We start from the raw sequence: 25,158 nt of genomic DNA on the forward strand, positions 1-25,158 counted from the left end.
GGGTTACGAGACATCCCTTAGCTAAGCGTCCTCGCCGAGGTAGCGCGTCTGGTCCTTCTGCTGGTTCACCTCGGCGGCGTAGTACTCCTCGGCCAGCTGGTGCGCCCGGTGTTCGATGAGGTCCAGTTGTTTCACCAGCTCGTGGCCCGCGTCGGCGCGGCTCGCGGCGAACCAGCGCGGCAGGTTGAGGTACGTCTGCACCGACAGCGGCAGGTCCGTGCGCGCGAGCAGCAGCACGCGGTGCTGGAGGTCCGGGTTCGCGGCGAGGCGGGCGGGGTCGGCCAGCAGGTCCGAGAGCATCTCGGCGACGCGCCGCACACCGTCCACAGCGGACGCGGGCAGCCGTCCGGCGTGCCCGGAGACCGTGTGCGCCAAGGCGTCCAGCGACGAGCGCACCTGCACCGCCTCGGCCTCGGGGTCGACGACGAGCCGCACCTTGTCCGGCGGGCCCAGCAGCGCGCCCGCCGCGTAGAGCACCGCGACGACCACGACCATGAGCCACAGCGGCCCGACCACCCCGACCACGTACAGGACGAGCCCGAGCAGGCCGCCGATGCAGCCGAAGAGGTTCTTGGTGGAGCCGAACCAGCGTCTCATTGGTACCCGCGAATCTCCTGGAACACGCTGGCGAGCCGCACGTTCCGGGCGTCGAAGACCTTGCCGCCGGTCATCGTGGCGACCTGGGTGAGCTCGTCGCCGCTGCCCTCGCCGAACAGGATCGTGAACACCGGGATCTGCCGCAGGGCCTGCGGCAGCGAACCGAACGCCGCCGTGAACGCCGCGAGGTCCGAGCCGTTCTCGTTCTGGCCGTCGGTCATCAGCACGATCGACGTGAACCGGTCGGGGTCCTTGGCCTGCAAGGGTGCCATCACCTGGTACGCGCGCCCGAGGCTGTCGTAGATCGCGGTGCCGCCGCCGGCTTCGAGGCCCTCCGCGTAGTCCTTGAGCTTCGCCAGCTCCGCCTGCGGGTTCTGCTCGGGCACGGTGAAGGTCGTCGGCTCGCCGGGTGAGGTGTTGAACGGCAGCATCGTCACCTCTTCCCGGCTGTGGAACTGCCGGTACCGCCCGACCAGCGAGTTGTCCGCGCCGGTGAGCCCGGCCAGCGCCGTGCGCAGCGCCTCGATCCGGTTGCCCTCCATCGAGCCTGACGTGTCCAGCACGTACAGCGTGCGCGACGGGCGGCGGATCTTGCTGAAGTAGGCCGAAAGCAGTGCGTCGACAGCCTGCTGCGTCGCCGGGAACGGCAGCTCGACGAGGTCGCGCGGCGCGAACTGCTGCCCCAGCCGCACGCCGGGCACGACCGGACGCCGCTGCGTGACCTGCATGATGCGCCGCTGCGCGCCGGGCGTGCGCAGGTAGTCCGTGAGCTTCTGGTGCGCGTCGCGCGCGTCCTGGCTCGCACTGGTGAGGAGCGTCAGCGGGTAGTCGGCGGTGACGACCCCGTCGGCGGGGTAGATCAGCTTCAGCTGCTGCGGCAGCTTGCCCGAGGAGTTCATCGACAACAGCACGGACTCGTAGTTGATCAGCCCGTCGACCTTCTGCCCGGGATCCTGCCCGGTCGCGCGCCGCTGGAAGGCGTCCGACAGCCAGCCCGACGAACCGGAGGACAGTTGCTGCGCGCTGAAGAACTGCGTGAGCTGCGGCGTGACGGCGGTGATCTGCTGCGCGTCGAGCGCCGTCCCGGAGCCGGCCAGCGCGGACGCGACTCCGACGAGCGCGGAGAAGCCGGAGTTCGACGCCGACGGGTCCGCCATCCCGTACGTGAACTCCTTCTTCCCCGCCGCCACCGCGATGTCTCCCCACGTCGGCGGCTTCTTGTCCCAGCCGAGGCGCTGCGCGACCGGTTGCGAAAGGCCCAGCACGACCGGCGAGCTCATGATCTTGACCTGGTTGCCGAGCCGCTTGGCCGCGTCGGGGATGCCTGCCGGGTAGCGGTTCGACGAGAACCACACCGCGTCGTACTTCCCGTCCAGGCCGCCGTCCGCGAGCGACTCCGTGCCCTCCAGCGTGCCGGTGAAGGTGAACTTGACCTTCACGCCCGTGGCTTTCGCGGCTTCGTCGAGCACCGGCTGCAGGTCGGCGAGTTCACTGCCCGCGAGGATGCGCAGGGTGCCGGCCTCGGCCGGACCCGGGTCGTCCGACCCTCCGGCCGAGCAACCCGTCACCAGCAGCGCGGCGGCCAGCGCCAGTGCGGCGAGTTTCTTCACAGCTCCCCCTCGTGCGAACGGCGCAGGCGCTCCTCGGCGCGGCACAGCTCCCCGGACAACGATTCCACTGTGGACGCCAGGTGGGACACAGCTTCGGCTTTGAACCCGTCGATCGCGTCGAGCGCCGAGTAGATGCGGTCGAACGATTCGCGCAGCGTGTCGACGGCGACGGCCGGGTCGCGAGAGGCCTTGCGGATCTCCTCGCTCTGCGACTGCAGCAGCTGTCCGTTGGCGCGCAGCAGGCCGTTGGTGGTGGCCTGCAGCGCGTCGACCTCGTCGAGCACGTCGCGCTGGTTGGCGAGCGCGGCACTCACCAGCATCGCCACCCGCAGCGCGGAAACGGTGGTGGTCACGGCCCGCTCGACGCCCCGGATCAGCTCGTCGTTGGTGCGGCGCACCAGGTCGAGCGCGAGGTAACCCTGCGCGCTCACGGCCAGCTGGGTGAGCACGTCCTGGTGGCGCTGGCGGATCGGGTACAGGATGTCGGCGCGCAACGCGTTGGCGTGCGCGGGATCCGTCAGGTCGAAGACGCTGGCCTGCCGGTCGATCGCACCGTCGACGGCTTCAGCGAAGGCCGCCGCTTCGGCGAGTTTGCCCAGCGTCGCCCAGAGGCGTTCGCGCTCACCCCTGATCGTCGCGTTGTCGCGCCGCAGCACGTCCTGGCGCACCTTGAGCTCGCGGACCAGCGCGGTGACCGGTTCGTTCGCGGCGCGGTAGCGGTCGAGGGCGCGCTTGGCGCTCTGCGCGGCGGGGAAGATCCCCAGCAGCTTGCGACCGGTGATCGGCAGCTTCGCCGGGTCGAGCTCCGCGACCGTGCGGCGCAGTTCCGACAGGCTGGTGGTCACCTGCTGCTGCGGCGACGCGACGGCGCCGCGAGCGGAGTCCAGCGCCTTCGTCGAACGATCGAGCATGGACCCGGCGACCGTCGCCGCCGCGCGCATGTCCGCTTCACCGACGGCGAGGAGCTCGTCGAGCAGCACCGTGAACTCGGGCGATTTGACGTCGAGCGCTTCCAGCCGCGTGGCGAACTCGTCGGCGCGGCGGGAAATCTCGGCGCGCGTGTCGTCGCCGAGCGCGATCAGCCCGGCGGCGCGCTCCACGGGGACCGCCGCCACCGGCTCGGGCGGGGTGAGGGTGAACTCGTCCATCAGTACTGCTTCTGGATCGCGTCGAGCATCCGTTCCAGGGTCTCGAAACTCGGCGGCTCGACGGTGTCGACGAGGTCGGCAGGCACCGGTGCCTTCGCCGCGGCGACGACGTCGCGGAACAGCTGCGGGTTCGTGGTGCGGAACCCGAAGGTGGCGGCGAGCTTGCCGAGTTCGGGGTCGGTGGACAGGAGCCGGCCGACCTCGTCGCCGTGGGGCGAGAAGGGCACGAGGGTGTGCTTCGAATAGACCGTCGGCGCTGTGTAGAGCATCCGCATGTCCGGGCGGATGGACCCGTCATGGCGCACGAGGCGGTCCACGTACTGCGATTCGTAGATCAGCGCGAGCGGGGTCTTGCCCATGCCGGCGGAAAGGTAGTCCTCGAAGGGTCCCTCCGTGCTGTTCTGCGTGTAGCCCTGGTCGAGGAAGAGCTTCGACAGCCGCGGCAGGACCTTGGCCTCCTGGTCCGGGCCGGCCACGACGGTGTTGCCGTTGGCCACGAAGGAAACGATCGACAGGTACATCGCCGCGGAGTTCGACTCGCGCGGGTCGGTGGTCGTGACGAGGACGTTCTTGCGCGCGGGGTACGCCGAATTGTCCGGCAACTGGTCCCAGCGCGTGCCGGCCTGCGTGAGCTGCAGGTACTTGGCGATGTCGAGCACCTGGTAGTCGCCGGCACCCTTGTGCACGACACCGCCGGCGCTCAGCAACTGCACGATCGGTGCGAAGGTCGCGATCGCCATGGGCGACTGGAACGGCGTGTAGACCGTGGTGACCTTCTTGTCGCGCTGGATCTTCTGCGCCGCGGGCGAGGAGGAGGGGAACGCGAACTCGTACTTGCCGAGGTCCACGGTCGTCGCGATCTGCCGCGATCCGGCCGTGTCGACCTCGACCTTCAGGCCGTGCTTGGCGAAGGCGTCGACCACGCGCTGATCGGTGAAGAAAGCCTGCTTCTCCGACCCGATCACGCCGCGCACGACGGTGAGGTCACCGCCGCCGCCCGCCTCGTCGCCACCGCCGGACCGCCCCCAGATGATCACCCCCACCACGGCGAGCACCAGAACCACAGCCAGCCCGATCGACAACCGGCGCTTCACGAACCCACCTTCCGCACGTCCCCCGACGCGTCACCTCGGATCCTCCAGTCCCAGCAACTCGTTTGACGCGCGGCACGAGGAGTTCGAAGTGAACGGTCGATGAACGGACGGGTTCAGTCGGATCTTCGCCGGAAACGGGGCGGCTCGGCGGTGCGGTGGAAGGGAAATCACGCACCGGCGCCCCGGAACCGACGGCATTTCTGCCGTGGTCCCGGGGCGCCCGGTGTGGGTGTCAGAGCGAAGCCTGCTCCTCGATCGGCAAGCAGATCTCGAACCGCGTGTCGCCCGGCTCGGAGGTCACCTTGATGTCGCCCGAGTGCCGTTCGACCACGATGCGCCACGAGATGTCCAGGCCGAGACCCGTGCCCTCGCCGACGCCCTTCGTGGTGAAGAACGGTTCGAAGATGCGCTGCCGCACCTCTTCGGGGATGCCGGGGCCCGTGTCGCCGATTTCGACGCGGATCTGCTTGCCCTCCTGCCACGTGCGCAGGGTCAGCTTGCCCGCGCCTTCGACGCCGCCCATGGCGCCGAGTGCGTTGTCGATGACGTTGGTCCACACCTGGTTCAGCTCGGCGGCGTAGGCGGGGATGCGGTCGATGCTGCGGTCGTACTGCTTGACGACCTCGATACCCGGCCCGATCTTGCCCGAGAGCATCACCAGCGTGGAGTCGAGTCCTTCGTGGACGTCGATCCACTGGTGCGGCGCGCGGTCCATCTGCGAGTACTGCTTCGCGGCGCCCACGAGCGCCGAGATGCGCGTGGTCGAATCCTCGATCTCGCCCATGAGGATCTCGGTCTCGAGCGCGTACGCGAGCCAGCGCACGGCTCCGTCGATGAGACCTTCGCCGACGGACTCCAGCACACCGTCGAGGTTTTCCGCGCGCAGGCCGGCGGCGACGAACGTCGCGGCGAGGTCCCAGCCCTGGTCGATGTCGTGGTCGTCGAACCAGTCGCCGATCTCGTCTTCCCGGTCGGCTTGCTGCATGGCGGTGAGCTTGGGCGCGTCACCGACCTGCTTCACCAGCTGCTCCTGCACGTCGAGCAGCTGCTCGAGCAGGTCCGGGTCGATGTCCTTCTTCGCCAGCATGGCCAGCTTGTGGCGCATGCCGGCCACGCGTTCGCGCAGCGACGCCGTGGCGCGCACCGCGGCCGCGGCCGGGTTGTTGAGCTCGTGGGTGAGGCCGGCCGACAGCTCGCCCAGCGCGAGCAGCCGCCGCCGCGACGAGACGACGGTGTCGGTGTTGCGCCAACCCAGGTACATGCCCTCGAGCAGGTGCGCCGCCATCGGGAACCACTTGCGGAACTCGATGGCGAACTCCGCGGCGGGCAGCGTGAGGAACGTCAGGTCGCTCACCGCGTACACCGTGGCGCTGTAGGCGTGCTCGTTCTCCTGGTGCACGAAGAACTGCGTGGCACCGCAGTACGAGCCGCGCTGATCGGAGCGCTTGACCTCGACTTCGGCGCCGCTCACGAGCCGCGTCATTCGCAGCGCGCCGGAGAGCAGGATGTAGAAGCACGTGGCCGGCTCGCCCTCGCGGATCACGGCGGTGTCGCCGGCGTAGTGCTCCAGCACGGCGTGCTCGTCGATCCAGTCGAGCTGCTCGTCGGACAGGTGCTCGAACAGGAAGAGGCCGCGGAGTTCTTCTCGCGGCAGTGCGGGCTCCTTCACTGCTCCTCCAGGTAGCGGTGGACCAGGGTCACGGCCATGGCCCCTTCGCCGACGGCGGAGGCCACGCGCTTGACCGACTGCGATCGGACGTCGCCGGCCACGAACACGCCGGGCACCGACGACTCCAGGTGGTAGGGGTCGCGATCGAGCGGCCAGCCCGGCGGCCGGCGCCCCTCGTCGACGAGGTCGGGCCCCGTGCGGACGAACCCGTGGTCGTCACGCTGGATCGTGTCGCCCAGCCAGTCGGTGCGCGGGGCGGCGCCGATGAAGATGAACAGGTGCCCGGTGTCGACCCGCTCGGTCTTGTCGCCGTGGCACAGGGTGATGCCCTCGAGGTGGTCGGTGCCGTGGGCCTCGACGACCGTGGTGCCGGTGCGCACGGTGATGTTCTCGATGCCCGCGATCTGCTCGATCAGGTAGTGCGACATCGACTTCTCGAGTGACTCGCCGCGCACGAGCAGCGACACCTCGCTGGCGTGCCGCGCGAAGAACACCGCCGCCTGACCCGCCGAGTTGGCCCCGCCGACGATGTACACGTGCTGGCCCTTGCACTCCGGCGCCTCGGTGGCCGCGGAGCCGTAGTAGACACCGCTGCCGGTGAGCCTCGCCATGCCCGTGGCCTCGTGCGCGCGGTAGGTGACGCCGCTCGCGAGGATCACGGAGTGGGCGGCGATCTCCGACCCGTCGCCGAACGTGACGACCCGGCTCGACCCGCGCACCTCCAGCCCCACCACGTCGCGGGCGGTCAGCACCTCGGCGCCGAACTTCTGCGCCTGCCGGCGGGCGCGGTCGGTGAGCTGCGCGCCGGACACGCCGTCGGGGAAACCGAGGTAGTTCTCGATGCGGGAGCTCGTGCCCGCCTGGCCGCCGGTCGCCTTGCGCTCGACGAGCACCGTCCGCAGGCCCTCCGACGCGCCGTACACGGCAGCGCCGAGGCCGGCAGGTCCACCGCCGATCACCACGAGGTCGTAGAACTCCTGCGCCGGCCGCGTCGACAAGCCCACAGCGTCGGCGATTTCGCTGCCGGTCGGCTGCTTCAGCACGGTGCCGTCGGGTGTGACGACCACGGGGATGTCCGTCTCGGCGGCACCCGCGGCCTGCAGGATGCGGCCGCCCTCCTCGTCGTCCACGGAGTACCAGCGGTACGGCACCGCGTTGCGGGCGAGGAAGTCGCGCACCTTGAACGACGGCGCCGAGTACCGGTGGCCGACGAGCTTGGTCTCCTCGACGGACTTGTCACCGACCGCGAGCCACGTCTCGACCAGGGAGTCGATCACCGGGTACAGCTTCTCCTCCGGCGGGTCCCACGGCTTGAGGAGGTAGTGGTCGACGTCGACCACGTTGATGGCCTGGATGGCCGCATCAGTGTCGGCGTACGCGGTCAGCAGCGCGCGCCGGGCGTTCGGGAACAGGTCCATCGCCTTCTCGAGGAATGAGATCCCGTCCATGTGGGGCATGCGGTAGTCGGCGAGGATCGCCGCGACGGCGTCGCCGCGCAGCTTGATCTCTCGCAGGGCGTCGAGCGCGTCGGCCCCGGAGTCGGCACGGATCACGCGGTAGTCCTTGCCGTAACGGCGACGCAGGTCTCGCGCGACCGACCGCGACACCGCGGGGTCGTCGTCGACGGTCATCAGGATCGGCTGGCTCACAGACGACAGCCTACGGCTTGCGGTCGGGCACCGAGAACGCTCGCGCGAGCTGGACTTGCTCCAGCTCACCCTCCACCTGCGGATCGAGTCCGGATCTCCCTGAGCGAACGGTCCACTCGTGCCACGGGCTACCCCGCCGGCAGCGCGAGCGCTCGCGTCGCCAGCGCCCGCACCCGCTCCCACTCCGGCGCAGCGGCCAGCGCCTCGAACGACCACGGTCCGGTCGGCCCGCTCAGGTCGTCCAGCAGGGCGTCGAGCTCGCCGAGCACCTCGGCGGTCTCGGCGGGCAGGACGTCCTTCAGCGGCGCGAAGCAGCCGTCGAACTCCAACGCCAGCTCATCGGCGTTGCCCAGTCCCTGCTTCACCAGCAGCTCCACCTGTTCCGCAGCCGGGCGCGCGAGGTCGCGGACGGCGGTGACCAGATGGCGGCGCAACGCCCGCCGGCTGAACTGCGTGCGCAGGTACCCCAGCCGGGCCGGGTCGGCGACCGTGCGCAAGGCCGAGATGCGCCCGTCGCGCGTTTCGACCACGGTGAGGCCGACGACGGCGCCGCCGGAGAGGAAGAGGATGCCCGGGGCGCCGTTGACCTCCGTGAGCAGGAAGTCGGAGACCGAGGCGAAGCGGGCGAGCGTCGACGCGGCGTTGCGGCGGACCGCGGCGCGGCCGCGCACGTGCACGTGTTCCCCGTCCGGCAGGTCCATCCAGGTCGCGATGTCGGCCACGAGCAGGTCTTCCAGCGCCGAGAGCCGGCCCGAGCGGACGGCCGTCATGAAGCTCTCGGTGAGCCGCATCGAACCGGCGTCGGAAGTGGGGAAGCGGGTCTCGCCTGCGTCGACGCGGCGGCGGGCGCGGCTGTGGAGCTGGCGGGCGTTGGCTTCGGTGAGGTCGAGCAGCCGCGCGAGCTCCGGGTACGGATAACCGAACGCCGAACGCAGCACGAACACCGCGCGCTCCACCGGCGTGAGCGCGCGCAGCAGCACGAGCATGGCGAACGACACCGACTCGCGTTGCTCGACCGTCTCCAGCGGGCCCAGCTCCCCGTCGCCGGTCAGGACGGGCTCCGGCAGTTCACCGGCGGCGGTCTCGTGCCGGGCGTGCGCGGAGGTGAGCCGGGTGAGGCAGAGGTTCGTCACGGCCTTCGTGAGCCACGCGCCGGGCGCGGCGATCGCGGCGTGGTCGGCTCGCTGCCAGCGCAGGTAGGCGTCCTGCACGGTGTCCTCGGCGTCTTCGGCCGAGCCGAGCAGGCGGTAGGCCAGGCCGAAGAGCCGGCCGCGTTCGCCGGTGAAGTGGTCGGTTGTCACAACGCGCTCCCCTGTTCAGTCCTCACTGCACCTGCGCAGGAAGACCGAACCCACCACCACCCTAGAGAGGTGAACCTCGTGCCCACCACCCGCGAAACAGTCGAACGCTTCTACGCCGAGCTGTTCAACGGCCGCCGCTTCGACCTGATCGACGAGCTGCTGACCCCCGACGCCGTGAACCACGGCCCCACCGACGAGCCGGCTCGCGAAGCCGTCGCCGGCGCGGACCGGATCGTGCACGAGTCGTTCTCCGACGCCGTGCTGCACGTGGACGACATCCTGGTCGACGGCGACAAGGCCGCTGTCCGCTGGACGATGACCGGCACCCACGACGGCGACTTCCTCGGCACCCCGGCCACCGGCAAGGCGATCCGCATGGGCGCCACCGTCGTCTTCGGCCTGCGCGACGGCCGCATCGCCGAGCTGTGGCCGCAGCTCGACTTCCACGGCCTGATCCGGCAGGTCACCGGAGCCTGACGGGGTCACGAAAGCCGCCCAGTCGCCGGCAACTGGGCATCTCCGACGGAAGTGAGGGACCGGTGCGCGCCGCGGCCGCCACCACGGCGCGCACCGGCTGTCTAGGGATAGCTGACCAGGTTGACGGGCTTGGTGCCCGGCGGCGTGGTCGCGCCCGTGGTGTTGATGACGTGGGTGATCGTGCCCGCGTAGTTCAGCGACACGGTGACCATGTCGTGGAACCGCACGCCCGGTGTGTTCGGCGCCTCGTAGGCGTGGGCGCTGGCCACCGACGGGTTGGTGTTGAAGAAGCAGTAGCTGCCGAGGCCCCACGCTTCGTGGCTGGTGACGTTCGGCCCGACCTCGTACGCGGAGAACCCTTGCGTGGAGCCGTTCATCCAGGACGCCTGGTTGGGTACGTCGTAGGGCATCTCGTTCTGGAAGAAGTACGTGCGCCCGCCGTTGCCGTTCCAGACGACCTGCGTCTTCTGGTAGTGCTCGACGAACAGGCCGTACATCGTCACGTTGTCGCCGTTGACGACGAGGCCGGTGTCGGCGGTGTTGGTGGTCCAGCCGACGAAGCTGTTGTTCGCAGCGTGGTCGGCGCGCCAGATCCACATGTGGTCGCCGATCACGTTGTTGCTGTTCACCACCAGGCTCGTGGTCGCCTTGCCGACAGCGGCGCCGCCGATGCGGAAGAACACGTCGTGCAGCGACGTCGGGTCGGCCGAGTGCTCGGCGTCCGAGCCGGCCGCACCGACCTGCATGAGCGTGTTCGAGTTCGTCGTGCCGGCGTCGATGAGCAGACCGGCCACCTTCACGCCGTTGACGTCGTCGACGTTCATCGCGGTGATGCCGTTGTCGGGCACCAGGGTCGCGATGCCGAGGCCGAGCACGACGGTGTCGGGCCGGGTCACGTGCAGGGTCTGGTCGAGGTGGTAGACCCCGGGTGTGATCAGCAGGTTCTTGCCCGCCGCGAGCGCGGCGTTCATGTCCGCGGCCGTCGCGCCCGGCTTGGCGATGTAGAACTGGTCGATCGGGATCGACGAGCCGGGTGCGGTGCCGTTGGCCCAGGAGGTGCCGGACGTGTTGGTGCGCAACGCCGGGACGAACACCTGGTACGTGCCGGCGTTGTCGAGGTAGAGGAACGGCTTCTCCCGGACCACGGGCGCCTGGCCGACCGTGGTGTAGGGCGGGCTCGGGAACGTGTTCTGCGGCGCGCCGTTCACGCCGACGAACACCATGTTCCAGTTGGCGCCGTTCCAGCTGCCGAACTGCGAATCGCGCGAGATCCACTGCTGCTGCGAACCGGAGCGGACCTGGCCGTCGATCTTGGAGTCGGAGATCCAGCCGCCGCTGGCCCAGCCACCGTCGTCGAGCTGCAGGTCACCGCGCACGTGCATGCGCCGGTACGGCGCCGCCTGCGACACGGCCCACCGGTCGGCGCCGCCGGTCGGGTTCACCGACAGGTTCTCGGCGCCACGCCAGAAGTTCTGCGTCGCGTTCTGCGGCGGGAACCAGTCGGCCTCCACGTGCACGGCACCGTTGATCGTCACCGCGTCGGGGTTGAGGCCCAGGCCCAGCACCTGCGTGTAGAAGCCGACGTTCACGTCGTTGGCGTACGTGCCCGGCTTGAACATCACGGCATAGCGCTGGCTGCCGAACTGGTTTTTCTCTTGCTGGCTGAAGATGCTGTTGAGCCTGCTCTGGATGCTCGCGCTGGACATCGACGGGTCGAAGATCACGACGTTCGGGCCGAAGTCCGGCTGGTCCGAGCTCGGAGGAGTAGTGCCACCCACGGGGGTAATCATGAACGATTGAGCACCGGTGCCATTACAGGCGTACTGCTGCAGCTGCACGCTGTCCGCCGTCGACGCGCCCGGCACGTCGAGACACTTGCCGCTGTTGCGGTTCACGAAGTGGTACGAACCACTCGCCTCCGGCACCGGCTGCCACTGCTGGTTCAGACCGTTCGAATACGACCAGAGCTGCACGAGCCCGCCGTCTGCTTTCGAGACGTTCGTGACGTCCCACGACTGGGCCGCGTTGAGCTGCGAGTTCACCCGGAAGTACCCGTCGCTGGTCGGCTGGAACTGCCAGACCTGCGACCCGGTCTGGTTGCAGCTGTACTGCTGCACCACCGTGCCGTTCGCGCTGCCGGCCGCTTTGGCGTCCACGCACTTCCCGCTGTTCACGGCCTTCACCGTGACCCATTGATCGGGCGCGATGGCCTGGGTTTGGGCTGGGGCTTGCGTTTGTGCCTGAGCCGGGTGGACGAGCGCCGCGTACCCTGCGACGACCGTCAACGCGGACAGCAACAGACTGCCCACTCTCCGCACCCCCATCGGAACCTCCTCCGCCGCACCGCGGCGTTCGACGAGCAGGAAACGGCAAGGCTCGTACCCAGGGATGAAGACGCGGCGTAGCGGGCGGGGACCTCGGCGTCACAACCGCGGGAAAATGTAACCGGGCCCACACCGGGAGTCAATACACAGCTAAAAATAAGTCATGAAAGCGCGGCGGGCCTGCGGGTTCATGACGTCTTCGGCGATCTCCGCAAGGACGCCGGCGGCGGCAAGCGCACCTCGGGCGGCCCCGGCCTCCCTGGCGGCGGCCTTCGTGACTCGCCGTGACCTACGGTGACCTGGGGTTTCGCGAATACGAGCCTCCTAGGCCACCCCCCTGCAGGGGCCCTCCGGTGCCCGGTGTACTGTGTGTTCACACGAGATGCGGAGTTCACCTTCGCTTCGGGGCTATGGCGCAGCTGGTAGCGCACCTCACTGGCAGTGAGGGGGTCAGGGGTTCGAGTCCCCTTAGCTCCACTGTGACGAAACACCGCCCACCGGATCTAATGATCCAGGTAGGGCGGTTTTTTCGTTCCACCAAAGTTCGAGTTTTTGCTTGGTCAAGTTCGGTTGAGTGACGGAAACTGGAGCAAAACTGGAGCAGCCCGTACGAAGGCGTTGCGGGCGCAACCTGCATCAACCCTGACGACGTCGTCCTGATGGGTGAACCTTCAGAGTCATTTTCGTCGGCGCCAGCAGCGATCTCGCCGCCGATCGAGTCGAGTCGGCTCCCAGATGGTGAAGTCGTTCAGCACGCACGCGGCGAACTTTGCTCGGCCAACCGGCCGTTCACGGCCTGGGGCCCGGTCCGACTGATCATGATCATCGACGGCGTGAACATCTGCTTTCTGCACGTGCGCTCACCCCACGAGACGCCCTGCCGATGATCACGACGCACGGGGCCGGCTCGGTGATGGAACTGCTCGATTCCCTCAGCGCGCACACCGACCCGGCCACGAACGACGGCCACGACGTGCTGCCGTCCCTCCCAGCTACGGCTTCTCCGCCGGGCCCACCGAACTCGGCTGGGACCTCGGCCGCACCGCACGCGCCTGGATCAGGTTGACGCGCCGCCTCGGCTACACCCCACTTCCCGCTGCGAACGCGGGACGCCCGCCCCGAGAAACGGCTGTACGTCCAGGCATGCTGTGGTAGATATTGCACGGTGGTCGCGACTCTTCCTGTGCACAAGCTGATCGAGGCAGCCGAGCGAGTCGGCGTCGACCTCCGCAAGACCGGCAACGGCGGCAACCTCTACGTATGGCACACGCCCAGCCCAGAGGACGCGGTCGTGTACATCGGCAAATCAGCCTCGGATCTTCGGGTCGAAAACGAGACACGTTGGCGCGACGGCCTCGATCCCGGCATCAGATTGTCTCCGGCATCGTAACGCTGCTGCGGGTCAACCAGGCAGACCTGCAGGCGTTCCACTACGATCCAGCCTCGTTCGACGGTCGGCGATGGCGGGATATCCGCCTCAAGAACGGCTGGTCGGGCAGCCTGTTCGATCGTCTCGACTCGGATCTTCCGGCCGGCTACGGCTTGTCTGCAAGCACCGTCGAGAAGCTCCTTGTGCGAATCGCGGTCCGGTACGGCGTGCCCATCGGCAACTCCCATGACGTCGTAACGTCCTTGGATCAACACGGCCGGAATCCGGTGGAGCCGCTTGATGTCGCACAGGAGCTGCCCCTCGTCCAGAAAGCAGCCGTGGGACCAGTAGTGGGTCACGATGCGCGCGAAGGCCAGCTGAAATGACTGGTCGGCGACCGACAAGAACGGTGCGGCGTCGGGGGCCAGGGACATGTAGGTGTCCTCCCACTCGCACCACCTGCGTGCGGCCTTGGCCCGGACCTCGGGGTCGGGATCGTGGAGCAGCCGACTGTAGGCGGCCGAGAGATCGCGATCGCGTTCGGCGGCGGGTTCGCCGTCGTGGAACCGTTCCCACTCGCGCGGGAAAATGCGCCCCATGTCACGAGTGAGCCAGTCGCGCCGGTCGCCGGTGGTCACGGCTTTTAGCACCATTTCGGTCACCCGTTCCGGATGCGCCTGCGCGTAGGCCAGCGCGAGCGTGACGCCCCACGAGCCACCCCACACCAGCCACCGCTCGATTCCCAGATAGACCCGCAACGCCTCCGGCCAGTTCGAAACGCTCTTCGAACGGACCGCCCCAGCCGGCTCACTGAAACACGAGCGGGGTGGGCGAGGCGGAGGGGTGTGTGCGCTTCAGTGCGGATCGCCGCAGGTCAGGCATATCCGCAAACTTCTTTCCGTGGAACGCGCGAAGCCCCAGCAGGCTGCCTGCCGGGGCTTCGTGTTCGTGTCTTGCCGAGGCAACGGCAAGACACGGTAGTCCTGTGTGCGGGCCACGTCGAATAGCGTCGCTCAGGATGACACGCCCGGTCGAGAAATTTTTCCTCGACCTGTGATAACTGGACTGTAGTCGATAGCGTACACGTTTGGCCAGAGGAGTTCGACACGAGCTCAGGGTGTTCTAGCTGCAAAAATGTGGTATGCGGACAATTTAACTGTCAACGGGCTTGCCTCCCTTCGGAAGTTGGACACGTTCGGCCAAAGGGGTGACGGCGGTCGATGCAGGCTTGTGGCGGGCTCGAGTGTGTCGGTTCGGCGTGAGATCCTGGCTTCGGCCTCGACGGATTCGGTGCGGATATCGAGGTCCGCGGGAGAGGGAAGGCAATCCCATTCTCGCGAAGTTGGAGACGTATTCGTCTCGGGCCACGTCGAAATGTCGCCCGGCGCACTGAGCTGGGCGGCTCATTGTCAACCTCAGGAGTGCGCATTGACGGTCGTATCACCTCGCACCGCTGTAGCCCAGCCCGGGCCTGTGTCGGACCACGCATGCCAGACGTTCCCTGCGGTGCTGCTGGCGATTTCCGTATTCGTTTTCACCGCCTGGTTGATCATGCGCGGCTATCAGCCCTGGGCGATTCCCAGCGCCGACGCGGCTGCGGTCAGCCTCAGCCAAGGTCTCACCGGGCTTCCGCGCGCATTCGTGGGGGCTCTGCGCTGGGCGGGGAAGAACCTGTGACCGGCCAAAAGCAGCCGATTGCGCTGTCCTGGAACGAAACCGTTCGGGTCGCCCGCGTTCTGCCGTTCTTGGTACAGGCAGAGATCAGTGACGCTGGTGCGGGCGTCGAGGACGTCGCTCGCTGGACCTCGTTCCCTCTTGACGCGATTCAGGGCTTCCTCGACGGACGGCACCTGAGGTTCCCCCGCTTTCACGGAGAGCTCCAAGCCGTGGTCCGATAGGACCGGAAGGAGCGCGACAGTGGCAGCACCGAAGAAGTACCCCGACGAGCTGCGGGCCCGCGCGGTCCGGCTCTACCGCGAGTCTGATCCGAAGCCGGTGATCCGCAAGCTGGCTGAGCAACTCGGTGTGCATCACGAGGCGTTGCGGAACTGGATCCGCCAGGACGAAGCCGACCGCGGCGAGCGGGCCGACCGGCCGACCAGCGAGATGCTCGAGGAGAACAAGCAGCTGCGCAGGCGGGTCGCGGAGCTGGAGCGGATCAACGCCGTGCTGCGTGATGCGAGTGCGTATTTCGCCTCCGAGATCGGCCAGACCCGGAGGTGATCCTGCGGTTCGTGCACGAACACCCGCAGCACCCGGTCGGTCTCGTCCTACGGGTCTTGGGCATCGCGTCCTCGACCTTCTACGGGTGGCTCAAGCAGGCGAAACAGCCCTCGGCCCGGCGGGCGGCCGACGACGGCCTGCTGGCCGAGATCGTCGAGATTCACACCTGCTCGGGCGGTACCTACGGTGCGCCGCGGGTGCACGCGATGCTGCGCCGCCGGGGCATCGCGGTGGGCCGCAAGCGGGTGGAGCGGTTGAGGCGCCAGGCCGGGTTGCAGGGCGCGTTCCTGCGCAAGAAGCGGCGAGTCGGCTCCACCCGGCAGGATCGGCGGGCCACGCCGGCGCCGGACCTGGTCAACCGGGACTTCACCACGGTCGAGCCGAATCGGTTGTGGGTGGCCGACGCGACCCGGATTGTCACTGGTCAGGGGGTGTTTTGGCTCGCTGCGGTCCGGGATGCGTTCTCCAACCGGATCGTGGGCTGGAAGTGCTCGGATCGCTGCGACACCGAGCTGGTGCTCGGCGCGCTGGAGTATGCGGTGTGGTCACGGCAGGTCCGGGAGGGCCAGTTGGTCCACCATTCGGACAGAGGATCGACCTATACGGCGTTCCGGTTCTCGAATCGGTTGGCGGACAACGGGATCGCGCAGTCGATGGGAACGGTCGGCGACAGTTACGACAACGCGTTGATGGAGAACTTCTTCTCCACGCTCAAGACCGAGTTGGTCTATCGAACCAGTTGGCGGACAAGGGAAGAAGCCGAGAACGCCCTGTTCGCCTACATCGATGGGTGGTACAACACCCAGCGGATACAGAAGAAGCTGGGCTGGCGCTCGCCCGCCGAGTACGAGGCCAGCTACCATCAACCCGTCCCCGCCGGAACCAGATAATTCGCTCTCCGGCCGAACGGGGGAACCTCAACCTGCTTTCCTGTCCCGCGCTTGCCCGGATCCTGCGGCTGATCGGCATGCCGTTGTTCCAGCAGAAGGAACACCTGGTAGATCTGCAACGTGTGATATCGGCTATGCCGAACATGCGTGTGTGGGCTCCGACGCCACTGCCGTTGCCCGACGAGATGCTGGCGATCGCCACGAACGCCGAGCTGGCCGCGGTACTGCGGCACGCGGTCGACGCATCAGGTCAGCCGAAGAGGTACCTGGCCGCGCAGTCGCTGCTGAACCGCAGCCAGCTGTACTACCTCATCGATCCAGCACGGAACTCCCTGCCCCGCAAGCCTGCGCAGCTCGTCCGGCTTCTCGAGTCGTGCGCGGTCCCCTACCGCCAGATCGTGCAAGTGGCGGAGCAGTGGCAGCGTCTCGATGAATGTCGCAACGCTGCGAGGATCAGACTTCCCGAGGCCGCATGAACCACACCCGCGTCAGGGTTGCGGGCTGAGCGAGCGGGGACCCGTCTGTCGTCAGACGGACGGGTCCCCCCTCGCCACGCGCCGACTGTTGTAGAAGAGACGCCTCTGGCGAGGGCAGGACCACGGTGAACATGGACGTGCTTTCTGCCGAGCAGCGCCGAGGCGGGTTCGGGCCGTCGAGGCCCGGTGCGCGCTCATGGGCAGGCGGCACAAAGGCTGCGGGGCGGCGACGCTGTTCACCCACGACGAGTTCGAGTTCCTGCGATTTCTGCCTGGCGGTGTGCACGACGTCGAGCTGCTGCGCTGGTGCGAGCTGCAGCCTGGGCACGGCGGGCTGCACGAGACGCCGGGCCAGCAGGACAACGACAACGAGTGGTGGCCGTGCTGGGATCATGACGATCACGCCGCCGGCCGTGACCTGCGGATCCGCGTGCCATGCCCGGCCGAGTCCGGGCCGGACGCGCTCGGCGACACCGAGCCCTGCCTGCTCCCCGACGGGCATGCCGGCGACCACGGGTACGAGTTCGACGTCGGCGATCCTGCCGGCCGCGCGGCCCGCCGGTGCTGCTGCCCGCTCTGCCGGCGCCCTGACGGACATGCAGGCGGCGAAACAGCGGCTGCTGCGCCGACACGGGCTGACCGGAGAGGTGTACTCGTACATGGCGAGCCTGCGGTTGTGGGAGGAGCACTTCGGGGGAGTCCTCGACGCGTCACCTCGGCGGGGACACTCGGTCGCCCGCTCCACAGCTGTGCCGCATTCTCGCCACCGACTACGGGGCGCAGGGCTTCCTCGAGGCATTCACGCGTCCGCCCTACCTGCCGGTGAGCAGATCCCCGGTAGCCACCGGCGTGGTCGTGGCCCTCACTCCGGCAGGCCGGGCGGCGCTCGACGCCGTCGATGCCCTGCTCGACTGGCAGCTCTACCTCGTGTGCGACAACCTCTCCCCGCACAAGAAAGCTGAGATCACTGACTGGTGCCAGGCCAACGAAGTGGAACTGGTGTTCACACCGAGCAACGCCTCGTGGTTGAACTGGATCGAACGCGAGTTCACCGCGCTGCGCTACTTCACTCTCGACGGCAGCGACTACCCCAGTCACACCGCCCAGGAGCGCGCGATCGCCCGCTACCTCCGCTGGCGAACCAGCGAGCCCATCCCAAACGCCGCTTCGCCATCCACTCCAAGATCCGCCGACCCGATTACCTACCCAACGTTGCTTGACGAGGCACTAGTCGTCTGTGTTTGAAGTGGTCTGACGGTTGGACTTCTTGAGGATCTCGTCGGCGGTTTTGGTCCAGATGAAGGGGTGGCAGCGTTCGTTCCAGCCGTCGATGAAGGCGCGGATCTTGGCGTTGAGGTCGTGGACGGAGCGGAAGCTGCCGCGGCGGATGGTTTGGCGTTCGATGATGCCGAACCAGACCTCGACCAGGTTGAGCCAGGAGCCTGAGGTCGGGGTGAAATGGACGTGGATTCGCGGGTTCGCCGCGAGCCAGTCGCGGATCTCGGGACGCTTGTGCGTGGCGTAGTTGTCCATCACCAGGTGTAGCTCGTCGTCGGGGTAGGCGCGGGCGAGCTGTTTGAGGAATACCAGGAACTCCTGGTGCCGGTGCCGCGGTTTGACTGCGCCAGTGACCTTGCCGGTGGCGATTTCCAGCGCGGCGAACAGGGTGGTGGTGCCGTGCCGGACATAGTCGTGGGTGCGCCGCTCGACCTGTCCAGGTTGCATCGGCAGCATTGGCTGGGTCCGGTCCAACGCTTGGACCTGGGACTTCTCGTCGACACAGAGCACGATCGCGTTCTCCGGCGGCGCCAGATACAACCCCACCACGTCGGTGACCTTGGCGACCAGCTCTGGGTCGGTGGAGAACTTGAACGTCTCGCTCCGCCAAGGCTGCACCCCGTAGTCCCGCCACGCGCGGGCCACCGTGCCGTTGCTGATCCGCAGCCGGGCGGCCAGCAGCCGGCTCGACCAGTGCGTCACGCCGAGCTTCTTCGGCGGCGGCTTCAGCGTGGCCGCAACGATCTCTCGATGGTCCACCAGCCGGGGCCGCCCCGAGCGCGCCTCGTCGTGCAGGCCGTCGATCCCACCACCCTCATAACGTTCCCGCCAGCCGATCACGGTCGGCCGCGACACCCCGACCCGTTCGGCGATCACACTGTTCGCCACGCCCTCGGCGGCCAGCAGCACGATCCGCGCCCGCTGCGCCAGGCCCGCCCGCACCGACGAACTCCTGGTCAACGACAGCAACCGCTCACGATCACCATCACGAAGAGACAGCGCGGCAGCCGGTCGATTCGCCATACCGCATTCTGACACCCACCCAACCGTCAAACAACTAACGACACGCGACACTAGCGCGCACAGTCACATCTCAGTTACTCCTCGAGAATGACCTCAGATGGCCATTTCGTGAGGAAAGCGCCGAGCGCGTTGTCGATGAGGACCCCCTGGGGCGTGGGTTCCTGGCCGGGCCCCAGGTGCTCGGAGAAGGCGTCGGCTAAGGCGTCAATCACTGCTTCTTGCTGGTCCATGGTCGGCTTTTCCTGTGCCCGAAGGGCAGCCAGCAGCTCGGGGTCTCGTTCTGCAAGCAAGCTGATGATGATGTCCCGGAATTCGTCCGGGAGGGTATCGATGACGCTGTTCACGGCTTCCTCCAGCCGGCTTGGGTGCGGGCCCACGCAGTGACGACCTTTCCATCTTTGTTGAGGTTCACCACCGCGTCCTTTCCAGTGAAGCGGTAAGCGCCACCGTAGGCGTCGGACCGGTATTTCGGGGGTATGACGGGGTTTTTGACCGCGTCGTGGGCGGCGGCGTCGTTCACGCCGTGTCCGTCGCGGGTGGCCATTTGCTCCTCACCGTGCGCGGTCTTGCCGGTGATCTCCTTGGGCGCTGGGAACGGCGGTTCGGTCTCGGCCGGCGCGGGGCTGCTGCCGTGGTTGGTGTTCGCCGGTGATACCCGGTCGTCGCCTGCGGCGTGGACTGCCATGTTCATGGCACCAACACCGGTCATGGAGACGCCCGCAGCTATCCCCGCCGCGGAGACCACGTTCAGCGGCACACCAGCGACGGCGCCCGCACCGGTGGCATCCAGGAGGCCACCAAGCCCTTCCCCGGCCGAGCTGATGACGGTGAGCCCGATTCCGGCTGCGGCGGTCAGCGCATCTCCGGGGTGGTTCAGGATGGCGTTGCCGATGGAGGCCGAGAAGTTGACGAGGTAGCCGCCGGCGTCGGCGAGGAAGTTTCCCGCGTCGTCGAGCCAACTGGAGTCCTGGGGTGCTCCGCTGGCGGCATCGCTGATGGCGCCCGCGACGGTGTCACCGACTTCAGTGAGCTGGGCACGGGCGCGGTTGAGAATGTCTTGGGCGGCCTGACGAGACGCCGTGCCGGGATCTGTGAATCCCGGGGTCGGTTCGCCGTTGGCGGCTGCTTGTGCCGCAGCTTGGTCGTGCTGGGCCTGTGCGCGCTGGGTGGCGGCCTGGGCCTGATTCCACGCGGCGATCGCCTCGGTCGCCTGCCTTGAGCCCAGCGCAGCGTGCTGGCGTAGTGGTCCAGGGCATCGGCTGCGGACAGCAGCGAGTCGGCGGCGGCGTACCACTTGCCCGGTTCGTAGGAGAACTTGTCGTGGAATGCATGCGCCGCCGGTCCGGTCCAGGCTCCCGTATCGATCGCTTTGAGACCGTCGGACGCGCGGCCCGCCCGGTCGGCGCGAGCACGCAACACTCGAACGTTGTCTTCGATGGCCTGTGGCTTACCCGGCACCAGCTCGGCTGGATCCTGGGTCTGTCCCAGTTCAGCCATCGTTGACTGCTCCCACGGCTGGATCAGTCTTCAACGAGCGGGTGGCTGCTTCGTCGATCGCGCGGTATGCCTGAGTCGCGCGGGAGAGCGTGTCCGCGATGGCGCCGGCATCGTCGGTGAGCGTGTCGAGCCCGTCACTCCAGCGCACGCAGAAGTCCATCAACGCGTCGTGCACACCACCATGCCCGTATAGACTGCTTTCGCCGCAGAGCCCGCGAAGCTCGAAATTCTCCTGATCATCCACGCACTGCCTGATGCCGCTTGCGGCCTCATCAAGCTTGTCCACATCGACGTGAAACCCAGACCCATCCACCGCAGCTCCCCCTCAGCAAATGCTCGCGGTTGTCGGGGTGGTGGCCGAGCCGCCGGGCCTGCGCGATGTCCGGTGTCCACCGGCGATCAGCCAGGTTTGTGGCTGTGGCGCAACCCATGGAACGTCAAACCCGGTCGTACCTGCACACACCCAACGCGAGCACCAGGTCCTGTGCTGTCCACCGCCGGCCGGAACACCCGCCGCAGGACCGTCGAACGCCACACCCGGCAACCACTCGGCGTCGTGAACACAAACCGGTACGGATGGGTTTAGAGATGCGCACGGAGCAACTTCACCAGAAACAGCGGCAACGAGACCGTGCTCGCGGACGACGGCGTCTTCGGCGGACCCAACCATCGGACCGAACCCGACTTGTGCAACGACCCCACCAACGGATCGATCACCAGCACACCGCGTTGCCCATCGACATTCTCGCGACACAGACCCGCCAACTCACCCCACCGGCAGCCCGTCCACTCAGCAGTGATCGCCAGCAGCCGCGCGATCGGACCACCCAGAACGCCTGCCTGATCGGCGATGGCACCACGTCCTCCGGCATCGCCCACACCCGCTCCGCCGTCACCGCGCGCGCCCGCCGGCCACGCCTCCGCCGACGACGAACCGGAGTACACGGGATCAACTGTTCGTTCACCGCATCAGCGAAAATCATCGGCAACAGATTGACCAAACCATGCACCGCCGCCGGCGCGAAGCCCGCGTGCTGCAGATCTCGAATCCATTCAGCCACCCCAACGGCGTCACCGCACCCAACGCCACGACACCAAACCGCGGCAAAATGTGACACCTCAGGCGACTGCGGTAACTCTCCACCGTGCGCGGATCCAAATCCAGTGGGTGGAGCCACCGCCCCACCCACTCCCCCACCGTCACCGCACTGTCAACCGGATCAATCCACACCTGGCGGCGCCGAGCCGTCTCCAATCCAGCCGCATACGCCAACGCATCACGCCGTGACCCAGACCCCGACACCGACCCCACAGCCGGCCCCGACCGCCGATACCGCACCGCCACGACCCGATTCCAACCTGCTCCACCCGCGCCATCACAACCTCCAACCGCTCACCCCAGGCCCGAGTTTGCAACGGGGGAAGGCAGTCGAGGTGAGTTCCACCAGTGACACCGATGCCCACGACGAGCAAGAAGAGGCTGCTGGCCTCACTCCACCTGCTGACCTGGTCGCAGGCTGGGTCAAACCGGCGCTCTCCCGGTCTTAGATGTCGGCGGCGGTGCGGAAGCCGGTGTTGCCGCTGGAGCTGTCCGGGGTGTTGCCGGTGCGGGCGGCGACGCGGTAGCGGTTGCAGTAGGACTCGTGGCACAGGTACGAGCCGCCGCGCATCGAGCGGTTGCCGGTGCCGAACCAGTCGGCGCACCACTCCCACACGTTGCCCGACACGTTGTAGAGACCGAACCCATTGGGCTGGAACGCATCCACCGGGGCGGTGCCGACGTGGCCGTCCTCTTCCGTATTGTGCACCGGGAAGCGGCCCTGCCAGATGTTGCACCGGTGCTCCCCGCCCGGCGTCAGCTCGTCACCCCACGGGAACCGGGCCTGGTCCAGCCCACCGCGCGCGGCGTACTCCCACTCGGCCTCACTCGGCAGCCGACGCCCGGCCCAGGCGCAATAAGCGAGCGCGTCGGTCCAGGACACGTGGACCACGGGGTGGTCCTGCCGCAGCGAAACGTCGCTGCCCGGCCCCTCCGGCGCCCGCCAGTACGCGCCCGAAACACCGATCCACCACGGCGTCTGCTGCGGCCGCGGCGCCCCCTTGCGCAACGCCGACGGCACGAACTTCGCGAACACATACGTCCAACCGAACTTCTCCGCATCGGTTCGGTAGCCGGTCGCGTCCACGAACTCCGCGAAGCGCGCGTTCGTCACCGCGAACGCGTCGATCGCAAACGGCGCGACGGTCACCTCACGCACCGGGCCCTCGCGATCATCGGGGAACCCGTCAGCGTCGTCGGTACCCATCCGGAAGGTGCCGCCGGGCAGCACGAGCAGACCGTCGGTGTTGGTCGCCGGACCGAGCACGACGTCACCCGAGCCCCCCGACGAGCGGGACGGCGGACAGCAATGCGACACGAAAACCTCCTACTCGCACACTAACCGCACGGTGACCAGCAGCGCCGTGACGCACGCCGCACCTGCCGAAACCCGCAGCCGCCACGGACGGGTGCCCGGGCGCCGCGCAGTCAGCCAACAGAGGACGACCACCACGACCGCACACCCGCCCGCGGCCAGGTCCAGCACCGAACCGGCCGCGAACCCGGTGCGCAGCAGCAGTGCAGCCGCCACCGCAGCGGACAGCCCCGTTCGCTGCCACGCCAGGGCCGTGCGCTCTGGCTGCAGCCCGCGATCGCTCACCGCACCACCACGACGAGCACCACAAGCAGGCCGGTCAGCGCGGCGACCACGCCGACCACCGCGGGCAGCCAGTCCATCGGCAGCGGCCGACGGTGCCGCATCGCGCGCTGCACCGTCGCCCAGCGCCGGTAAGCCAGCCCGGCCAGCACCGTACCGGCCACCGCGAGCAGCACCGCGAGGCCGGTGCGCACGCCGGCGACGGGGAACGGCGGCACGAGCTGCGTCAACGCCACCGACCCGGCCACCAGTGCCAGCGAAGTGCGCAGCCAGGCGAGGAACGTGCGCTCGTTGGCCAGAGTGAACCGGTAGTCCGGCTCCTCACCCTCCGTGTACCAGCGCGGGCTCACTCAGACTCCCGCCGGCCGCGGCTGGCTCGGGTGCGGCTTGTCGCCCAGCCGGGCCTGCTCCCGCCACATCGCGGTCTTGAGTTCCTCGCGGATCTCGGCGTAGGCCGGGTCGTCGTAGACGTTGCGTAGTTCCTGCGGATCGGCAACCAGGTCGTAGAGCTCCCACTCCGGCGGGTAGGTGAACGGCCCCGTACCGGGGATCCCGAGCCCGTCGTTGTAGAAGTAGATGAGCTTGTACCGCTCCGACCGGTAGCCGTAGTGCGCGGGCGCGCGGTGGAACTTGTCGTCGTGTTCCCAGTAGCGGTAGTAGATTCCCGTGGCGGGTGGGTGCTCCGGCCTGCCGAGCAGGTCGGGCCAGAAGCTGCGGCCCTGCATGCGCGGGTGGTGGGGCACGTCGGCGGCGTCGAGGATCGCCTGGGCGAAGTCCACATTGGTCACCATGTCCGTGAAGGCCTCGCCGGCGCCCAGGCGGCGCGGGTAGCTGAGCACGAACGGCATCCGCAGCGATTCCTCGTACATGAACCGCTTGTCGAACCAACCGTGGTCGCCGAGGAAAAAGCCCTGGTCGGAGGCGTACATCAGCAGGGTGTCGTCGAAGTCGCCGCGGGCGCGCAGCCAGTCGATCACCCGGCCGACGTTGTCGTCCACGCTGGCCACGCAGGCCAGGTAGTCCTCCATGAACCGCTGGTACTTCCAGATCGCCAGCTCCTCGTAGGTCAGTCCCTCGGGCGGGGTGACCTTGAGGTCCTCCTCGTTCAGGTTCTCGGCGAGCCGCACGGCGGCGCGACGGGCCGAGGACGAGCGGGTGGCGTAGTCGTCGTCGAACGTCGCGGGCAGGGGCACCGGATCGGTGTACATCCCCTGGTGCTTCTCGTCCGGTTCCCACGGCCGGTGCGGGGCCTTGTGGTAGATCAGCACGCACCACGGATCGTCGCCGTCGAGGCCGTCGACCCAGTCCGTGGCGAGGTCGGTGATGATGTCGGTCGCGTAGCCCTCGACCGTGCGCAGGCCGTCGGCGGAGAGGAACCGGGGGTTCCAGTACTCCCCCTGCTCGATCACGACGTCCCAGTAGTCGAAGTTCTGCGGGTCGTGGCCGGCGCCGTCGCCCATGTGCCACTTGCCGATCATCGCGGTGCGGTAGCCCGCTTCGCGCAGCTGGCTGATGAAGGTCGGCTGGCTCGCGTCGATCGGGGTGACGAGCGTGGTCACTCCGTTCACGTGGCTGTAGGTGCCGGTCAGGATCGACGCCCGGCTGGACGAACACAAGGCGTTGGTGGCGAAGCAGTTGTCGAAGCGCCAGCCGTTCTCTGCGATCTCGTCGATGCGCGGTGTCCGGTTGACGACCGAGCCGTACGCGCCTATCGAGTGCGAAGCGTGATCATCGGTCAGGATCATCACGATGTTGGGCCGACGGTCGCACGTCGCGCTGCCCATAGGATTCCCTCCCCTATTTTCTCCACTTTCAAAATTAACACGAGGTGATCGAG

At 68.0% G+C, this 25,158-nt stretch carries 24 protein-coding genes, 1 tRNA gene and 1 pseudogene; 7 read left to right on the forward strand and 19 right to left on the reverse strand.

Annotated elements, in window-relative coordinates:
- Positions 1 to 21 precede the first annotated feature (21 nt).
- The 7 genes from I6J71_RS36560 to I6J71_RS36590 form a co-directional block, all read right to left on the reverse strand.
- A complete protein-coding gene (locus I6J71_RS36560; protein ID WP_204091029.1) occupies positions 22 to 597 on the reverse strand; it encodes a hypothetical protein in 576 nt (191 codons plus the stop codon).
- Entirely contained in the window at positions 594 to 2,207 is a 1,614-nt protein-coding gene (locus I6J71_RS36565) for a substrate-binding domain-containing protein (RefSeq protein ID WP_204091030.1), read from the reverse strand. Before I6J71_RS36565 ends, I6J71_RS36560 begins: the two co-directional genes overlap by 4 nt.
- Positions 2,204 to 3,355 carry a toxic anion resistance protein gene (locus I6J71_RS36570; protein ID WP_204091031.1) on the reverse strand — a complete coding sequence of 384 codons (1,152 nt, stop codon included), beginning with the start codon at positions 3,353 to 3,355 and terminating at the stop codon, positions 2,204 to 2,206. Before I6J71_RS36570 ends, I6J71_RS36565 begins: the two co-directional genes overlap by 4 nt.
- Positions 3,355 to 4,449, reverse strand: a complete 1,095-nt coding sequence (locus tag I6J71_RS36575; protein ID WP_204091032.1) for a hypothetical protein — start codon at positions 4,447 to 4,449, stop codon at positions 3,355 to 3,357. Before I6J71_RS36575 ends, I6J71_RS36570 begins: the two co-directional genes overlap by 1 nt.
- Positions 4,450 to 4,681: 232 nt before the next feature.
- On the reverse strand, positions 4,682 to 6,118 hold the full coding sequence (locus I6J71_RS36580; RefSeq protein ID WP_204091033.1) for an ATP-binding protein: 1,437 nt from the start codon (positions 6,116 to 6,118) through the stop codon (positions 4,682 to 4,684).
- Positions 6,115 to 7,767 (reverse strand): FAD-dependent oxidoreductase, encoded by a 1,653-nt coding sequence (locus I6J71_RS36585; RefSeq protein ID WP_204091034.1) that lies wholly within the window; start codon positions 7,765 to 7,767, stop codon positions 6,115 to 6,117. Before I6J71_RS36585 ends, I6J71_RS36580 begins: the two co-directional genes overlap by 4 nt.
- A 128-nt stretch (positions 7,768 to 7,895) precedes the next feature.
- Complete coding sequence (locus I6J71_RS36590; RefSeq protein WP_204091035.1) at positions 7,896 to 9,068, reverse strand: sigma-70 family RNA polymerase sigma factor; 1,173 nt, start codon at positions 9,066 to 9,068, stop codon at positions 7,896 to 7,898.
- 78 nt (positions 9,069 to 9,146) lie between these two features.
- Between I6J71_RS36590 and I6J71_RS36595 the strand changes: the two genes are divergently transcribed.
- Entirely contained in the window at positions 9,147 to 9,545 is a 399-nt protein-coding gene (locus tag I6J71_RS36595; protein ID WP_204091036.1) for an ester cyclase, read from the forward strand.
- A gap of 101 nt (positions 9,546 to 9,646) precedes the next feature.
- On the opposite strand, the gene I6J71_RS36600 is transcribed toward I6J71_RS36595, so the two are convergent.
- Positions 9,647 to 11,854: an RICIN domain-containing protein gene (locus I6J71_RS36600; protein WP_370542020.1), complete on the reverse strand. Its 2,208-nt coding sequence runs from the start codon at positions 11,852 to 11,854 to the stop codon at positions 9,647 to 9,649.
- Between the two features lie 419 nt (positions 11,855 to 12,273).
- Between I6J71_RS36600 and I6J71_RS36605 the strand changes: the two genes are divergently transcribed.
- Positions 12,274 to 12,346 (forward strand) — tRNA-Ala (locus I6J71_RS36605).
- 777 nt (positions 12,347 to 13,123) lie between these two features.
- Here the strand turns inward: I6J71_RS36605 and I6J71_RS49270 are convergent.
- On the reverse strand, positions 13,124 to 13,996 hold the full coding sequence (locus tag I6J71_RS49270; protein WP_239154113.1) for an alpha/beta fold hydrolase: 873 nt from the start codon (positions 13,994 to 13,996) through the stop codon (positions 13,124 to 13,126).
- A gap of 748 nt (positions 13,997 to 14,744) precedes the next feature.
- On the opposite strand from I6J71_RS49270, the gene I6J71_RS36615 reads away from it, so the two are divergent.
- The 4 genes from I6J71_RS36615 to I6J71_RS36630 all read left to right on the forward strand — a co-directional run bounded on the left by I6J71_RS36615 (position 14,745) and on the right by I6J71_RS36630 (position 16,827).
- Positions 14,745 to 14,915: a hypothetical protein gene (locus I6J71_RS36615; RefSeq protein ID WP_204091038.1), complete on the forward strand. Its 171-nt coding sequence runs from the start codon at positions 14,745 to 14,747 to the stop codon at positions 14,913 to 14,915.
- A 240-nt stretch (positions 14,916 to 15,155) separates the two neighbouring features.
- Complete coding sequence (locus I6J71_RS36620) at positions 15,156 to 15,461, forward strand: transposase (RefSeq protein WP_204091039.1); 306 nt, start codon at positions 15,156 to 15,158, stop codon at positions 15,459 to 15,461.
- A gap of 11 nt (positions 15,462 to 15,472) precedes the next feature.
- Positions 15,473 to 16,351 carry an IS3 family transposase gene (locus I6J71_RS36625; protein WP_204091040.1) on the forward strand — a complete coding sequence of 293 codons (879 nt, stop codon included), beginning with the start codon at positions 15,473 to 15,475 and terminating at the stop codon, positions 16,349 to 16,351.
- A gap of 77 nt (positions 16,352 to 16,428) precedes the next feature.
- Positions 16,429 to 16,827: a hypothetical protein gene (locus I6J71_RS36630; protein WP_204091041.1), complete on the forward strand. Its 399-nt coding sequence runs from the start codon at positions 16,429 to 16,431 to the stop codon at positions 16,825 to 16,827.
- Here I6J71_RS36630 and I6J71_RS36635 read toward each other — a convergent pair.
- On the reverse strand, positions 16,805 to 17,488 hold the full coding sequence (locus tag I6J71_RS36635) for a hypothetical protein (RefSeq protein ID WP_204091042.1): 684 nt from the start codon (positions 17,486 to 17,488) through the stop codon (positions 16,805 to 16,807). The two genes, I6J71_RS36630 and I6J71_RS36635, sit on opposite strands and share 23 nt — an antisense overlap.
- A gap of 194 nt (positions 17,489 to 17,682) precedes the next feature.
- Here I6J71_RS36635 and I6J71_RS36640 point away from each other — a divergent pair, with 194 nt between their 5' ends.
- On the forward strand, positions 17,683 to 18,072 hold the full coding sequence (locus tag I6J71_RS36640; RefSeq protein ID WP_239154114.1) for a transposase: 390 nt from the start codon (positions 17,683 to 17,685) through the stop codon (positions 18,070 to 18,072).
- On the opposite strand, the gene I6J71_RS36645 is transcribed toward I6J71_RS36640, so the two are convergent.
- The 9 genes and pseudogenes from I6J71_RS36645 to I6J71_RS36685 form a co-directional block, all read right to left on the reverse strand.
- Positions 18,055 to 19,128 carry an IS630 family transposase gene (locus I6J71_RS36645; RefSeq protein ID WP_204091043.1) on the reverse strand — a complete coding sequence of 358 codons (1,074 nt, stop codon included), beginning with the start codon at positions 19,126 to 19,128 and terminating at the stop codon, positions 18,055 to 18,057. The two genes, I6J71_RS36640 and I6J71_RS36645, sit on opposite strands and share 18 nt — an antisense overlap.
- A gap of 74 nt (positions 19,129 to 19,202) precedes the next feature.
- Positions 19,203 to 19,472 carry a hypothetical protein gene (locus I6J71_RS36650; protein WP_204091044.1) on the reverse strand — a complete coding sequence of 90 codons (270 nt, stop codon included), beginning with the start codon at positions 19,470 to 19,472 and terminating at the stop codon, positions 19,203 to 19,205.
- Positions 19,469 to 20,625, reverse strand: a pseudogene (locus tag I6J71_RS36655) (putative T7SS-secreted protein). The gene I6J71_RS36650 and the pseudogene I6J71_RS36655 overlap by 4 nt, the downstream one beginning before the upstream one ends.
- The gene (locus tag I6J71_RS36660; protein WP_239154115.1) at positions 20,618 to 20,911 is read right to left on the reverse strand and encodes a hypothetical protein; all 294 of its coding nucleotides are present in this window, start codon (positions 20,909 to 20,911) and stop codon (positions 20,618 to 20,620) included. The pseudogene I6J71_RS36655 and the gene I6J71_RS36660 overlap by 8 nt, the downstream one beginning before the upstream one ends.
- A gap of 296 nt (positions 20,912 to 21,207) precedes the next feature.
- Positions 21,208 to 21,570, reverse strand: coding sequence for a hypothetical protein (locus tag I6J71_RS36665; RefSeq protein ID WP_204091047.1), 363 nt, complete (start codon positions 21,568 to 21,570; stop codon positions 21,208 to 21,210).
- A 599-nt stretch (positions 21,571 to 22,169) separates the two neighbouring features.
- Positions 22,170 to 22,991 carry a formylglycine-generating enzyme family protein gene (locus I6J71_RS36670; protein ID WP_370542021.1) on the reverse strand — a complete coding sequence of 274 codons (822 nt, stop codon included), beginning with the start codon at positions 22,989 to 22,991 and terminating at the stop codon, positions 22,170 to 22,172.
- Positions 22,992 to 23,051: 60 nt separating this feature from the next.
- A complete protein-coding gene (locus I6J71_RS36675) occupies positions 23,052 to 23,324 on the reverse strand; it encodes a DUF202 domain-containing protein (protein ID WP_204091048.1) in 273 nt (90 codons plus the stop codon).
- Positions 23,321 to 23,671: a YidH family protein gene (locus I6J71_RS36680; protein WP_204091049.1), complete on the reverse strand. Its 351-nt coding sequence runs from the start codon at positions 23,669 to 23,671 to the stop codon at positions 23,321 to 23,323. Before I6J71_RS36680 ends, I6J71_RS36675 begins: the two co-directional genes overlap by 4 nt.
- The gene (locus I6J71_RS36685; RefSeq protein ID WP_204091050.1) at positions 23,672 to 25,105 is read right to left on the reverse strand and encodes a sulfatase; all 1,434 of its coding nucleotides are present in this window, start codon (positions 25,103 to 25,105) and stop codon (positions 23,672 to 23,674) included.
- Positions 25,106 to 25,158 lie beyond the last annotated feature (53 nt).

This window comes from Amycolatopsis sp. FDAARGOS 1241 (assembly GCF_016889705.1).
Lineage (GTDB): Bacteria > Actinomycetota > Actinomycetes > Mycobacteriales > Pseudonocardiaceae > Amycolatopsis.

Bases quoted from the DNA above. Each gene is read 5' to 3' on its own strand.
- I6J71_RS36645 (WP_204091043.1), bottom strand. From the start codon at position 19,128: ATGGCGAATCGACCGGCTGCCGCGCTGTCTCTTCGTGATGGTGATCGT.
- I6J71_RS36560 (WP_204091029.1), bottom strand. From the start codon at position 597: ATGAGACGCTGGTTCGGCTCCACCAAGAACCTCTTCGGCTGCATCGGC.
- I6J71_RS36570 (WP_204091031.1), bottom strand. From the start codon at position 3,355: ATGGACGAGTTCACCCTCACCCCGCCCGAGCCGGTGGCGGCGGTCCCC.
- I6J71_RS36630 (WP_204091041.1), top strand. From the start codon at position 16,429: ATGCCGTTGTTCCAGCAGAAGGAACACCTGGTAGATCTGCAACGTGTG.
- I6J71_RS36685 (WP_204091050.1), bottom strand. From the start codon at position 25,105: ATGGGCAGCGCGACGTGCGACCGTCGGCCCAACATCGTGATGATCCTG.
- I6J71_RS36635 (WP_204091042.1), bottom strand. From the start codon at position 17,488: ATGTACGAGTACACCTCTCCGGTCAGCCCGTGTCGGCGCAGCAGCCGC.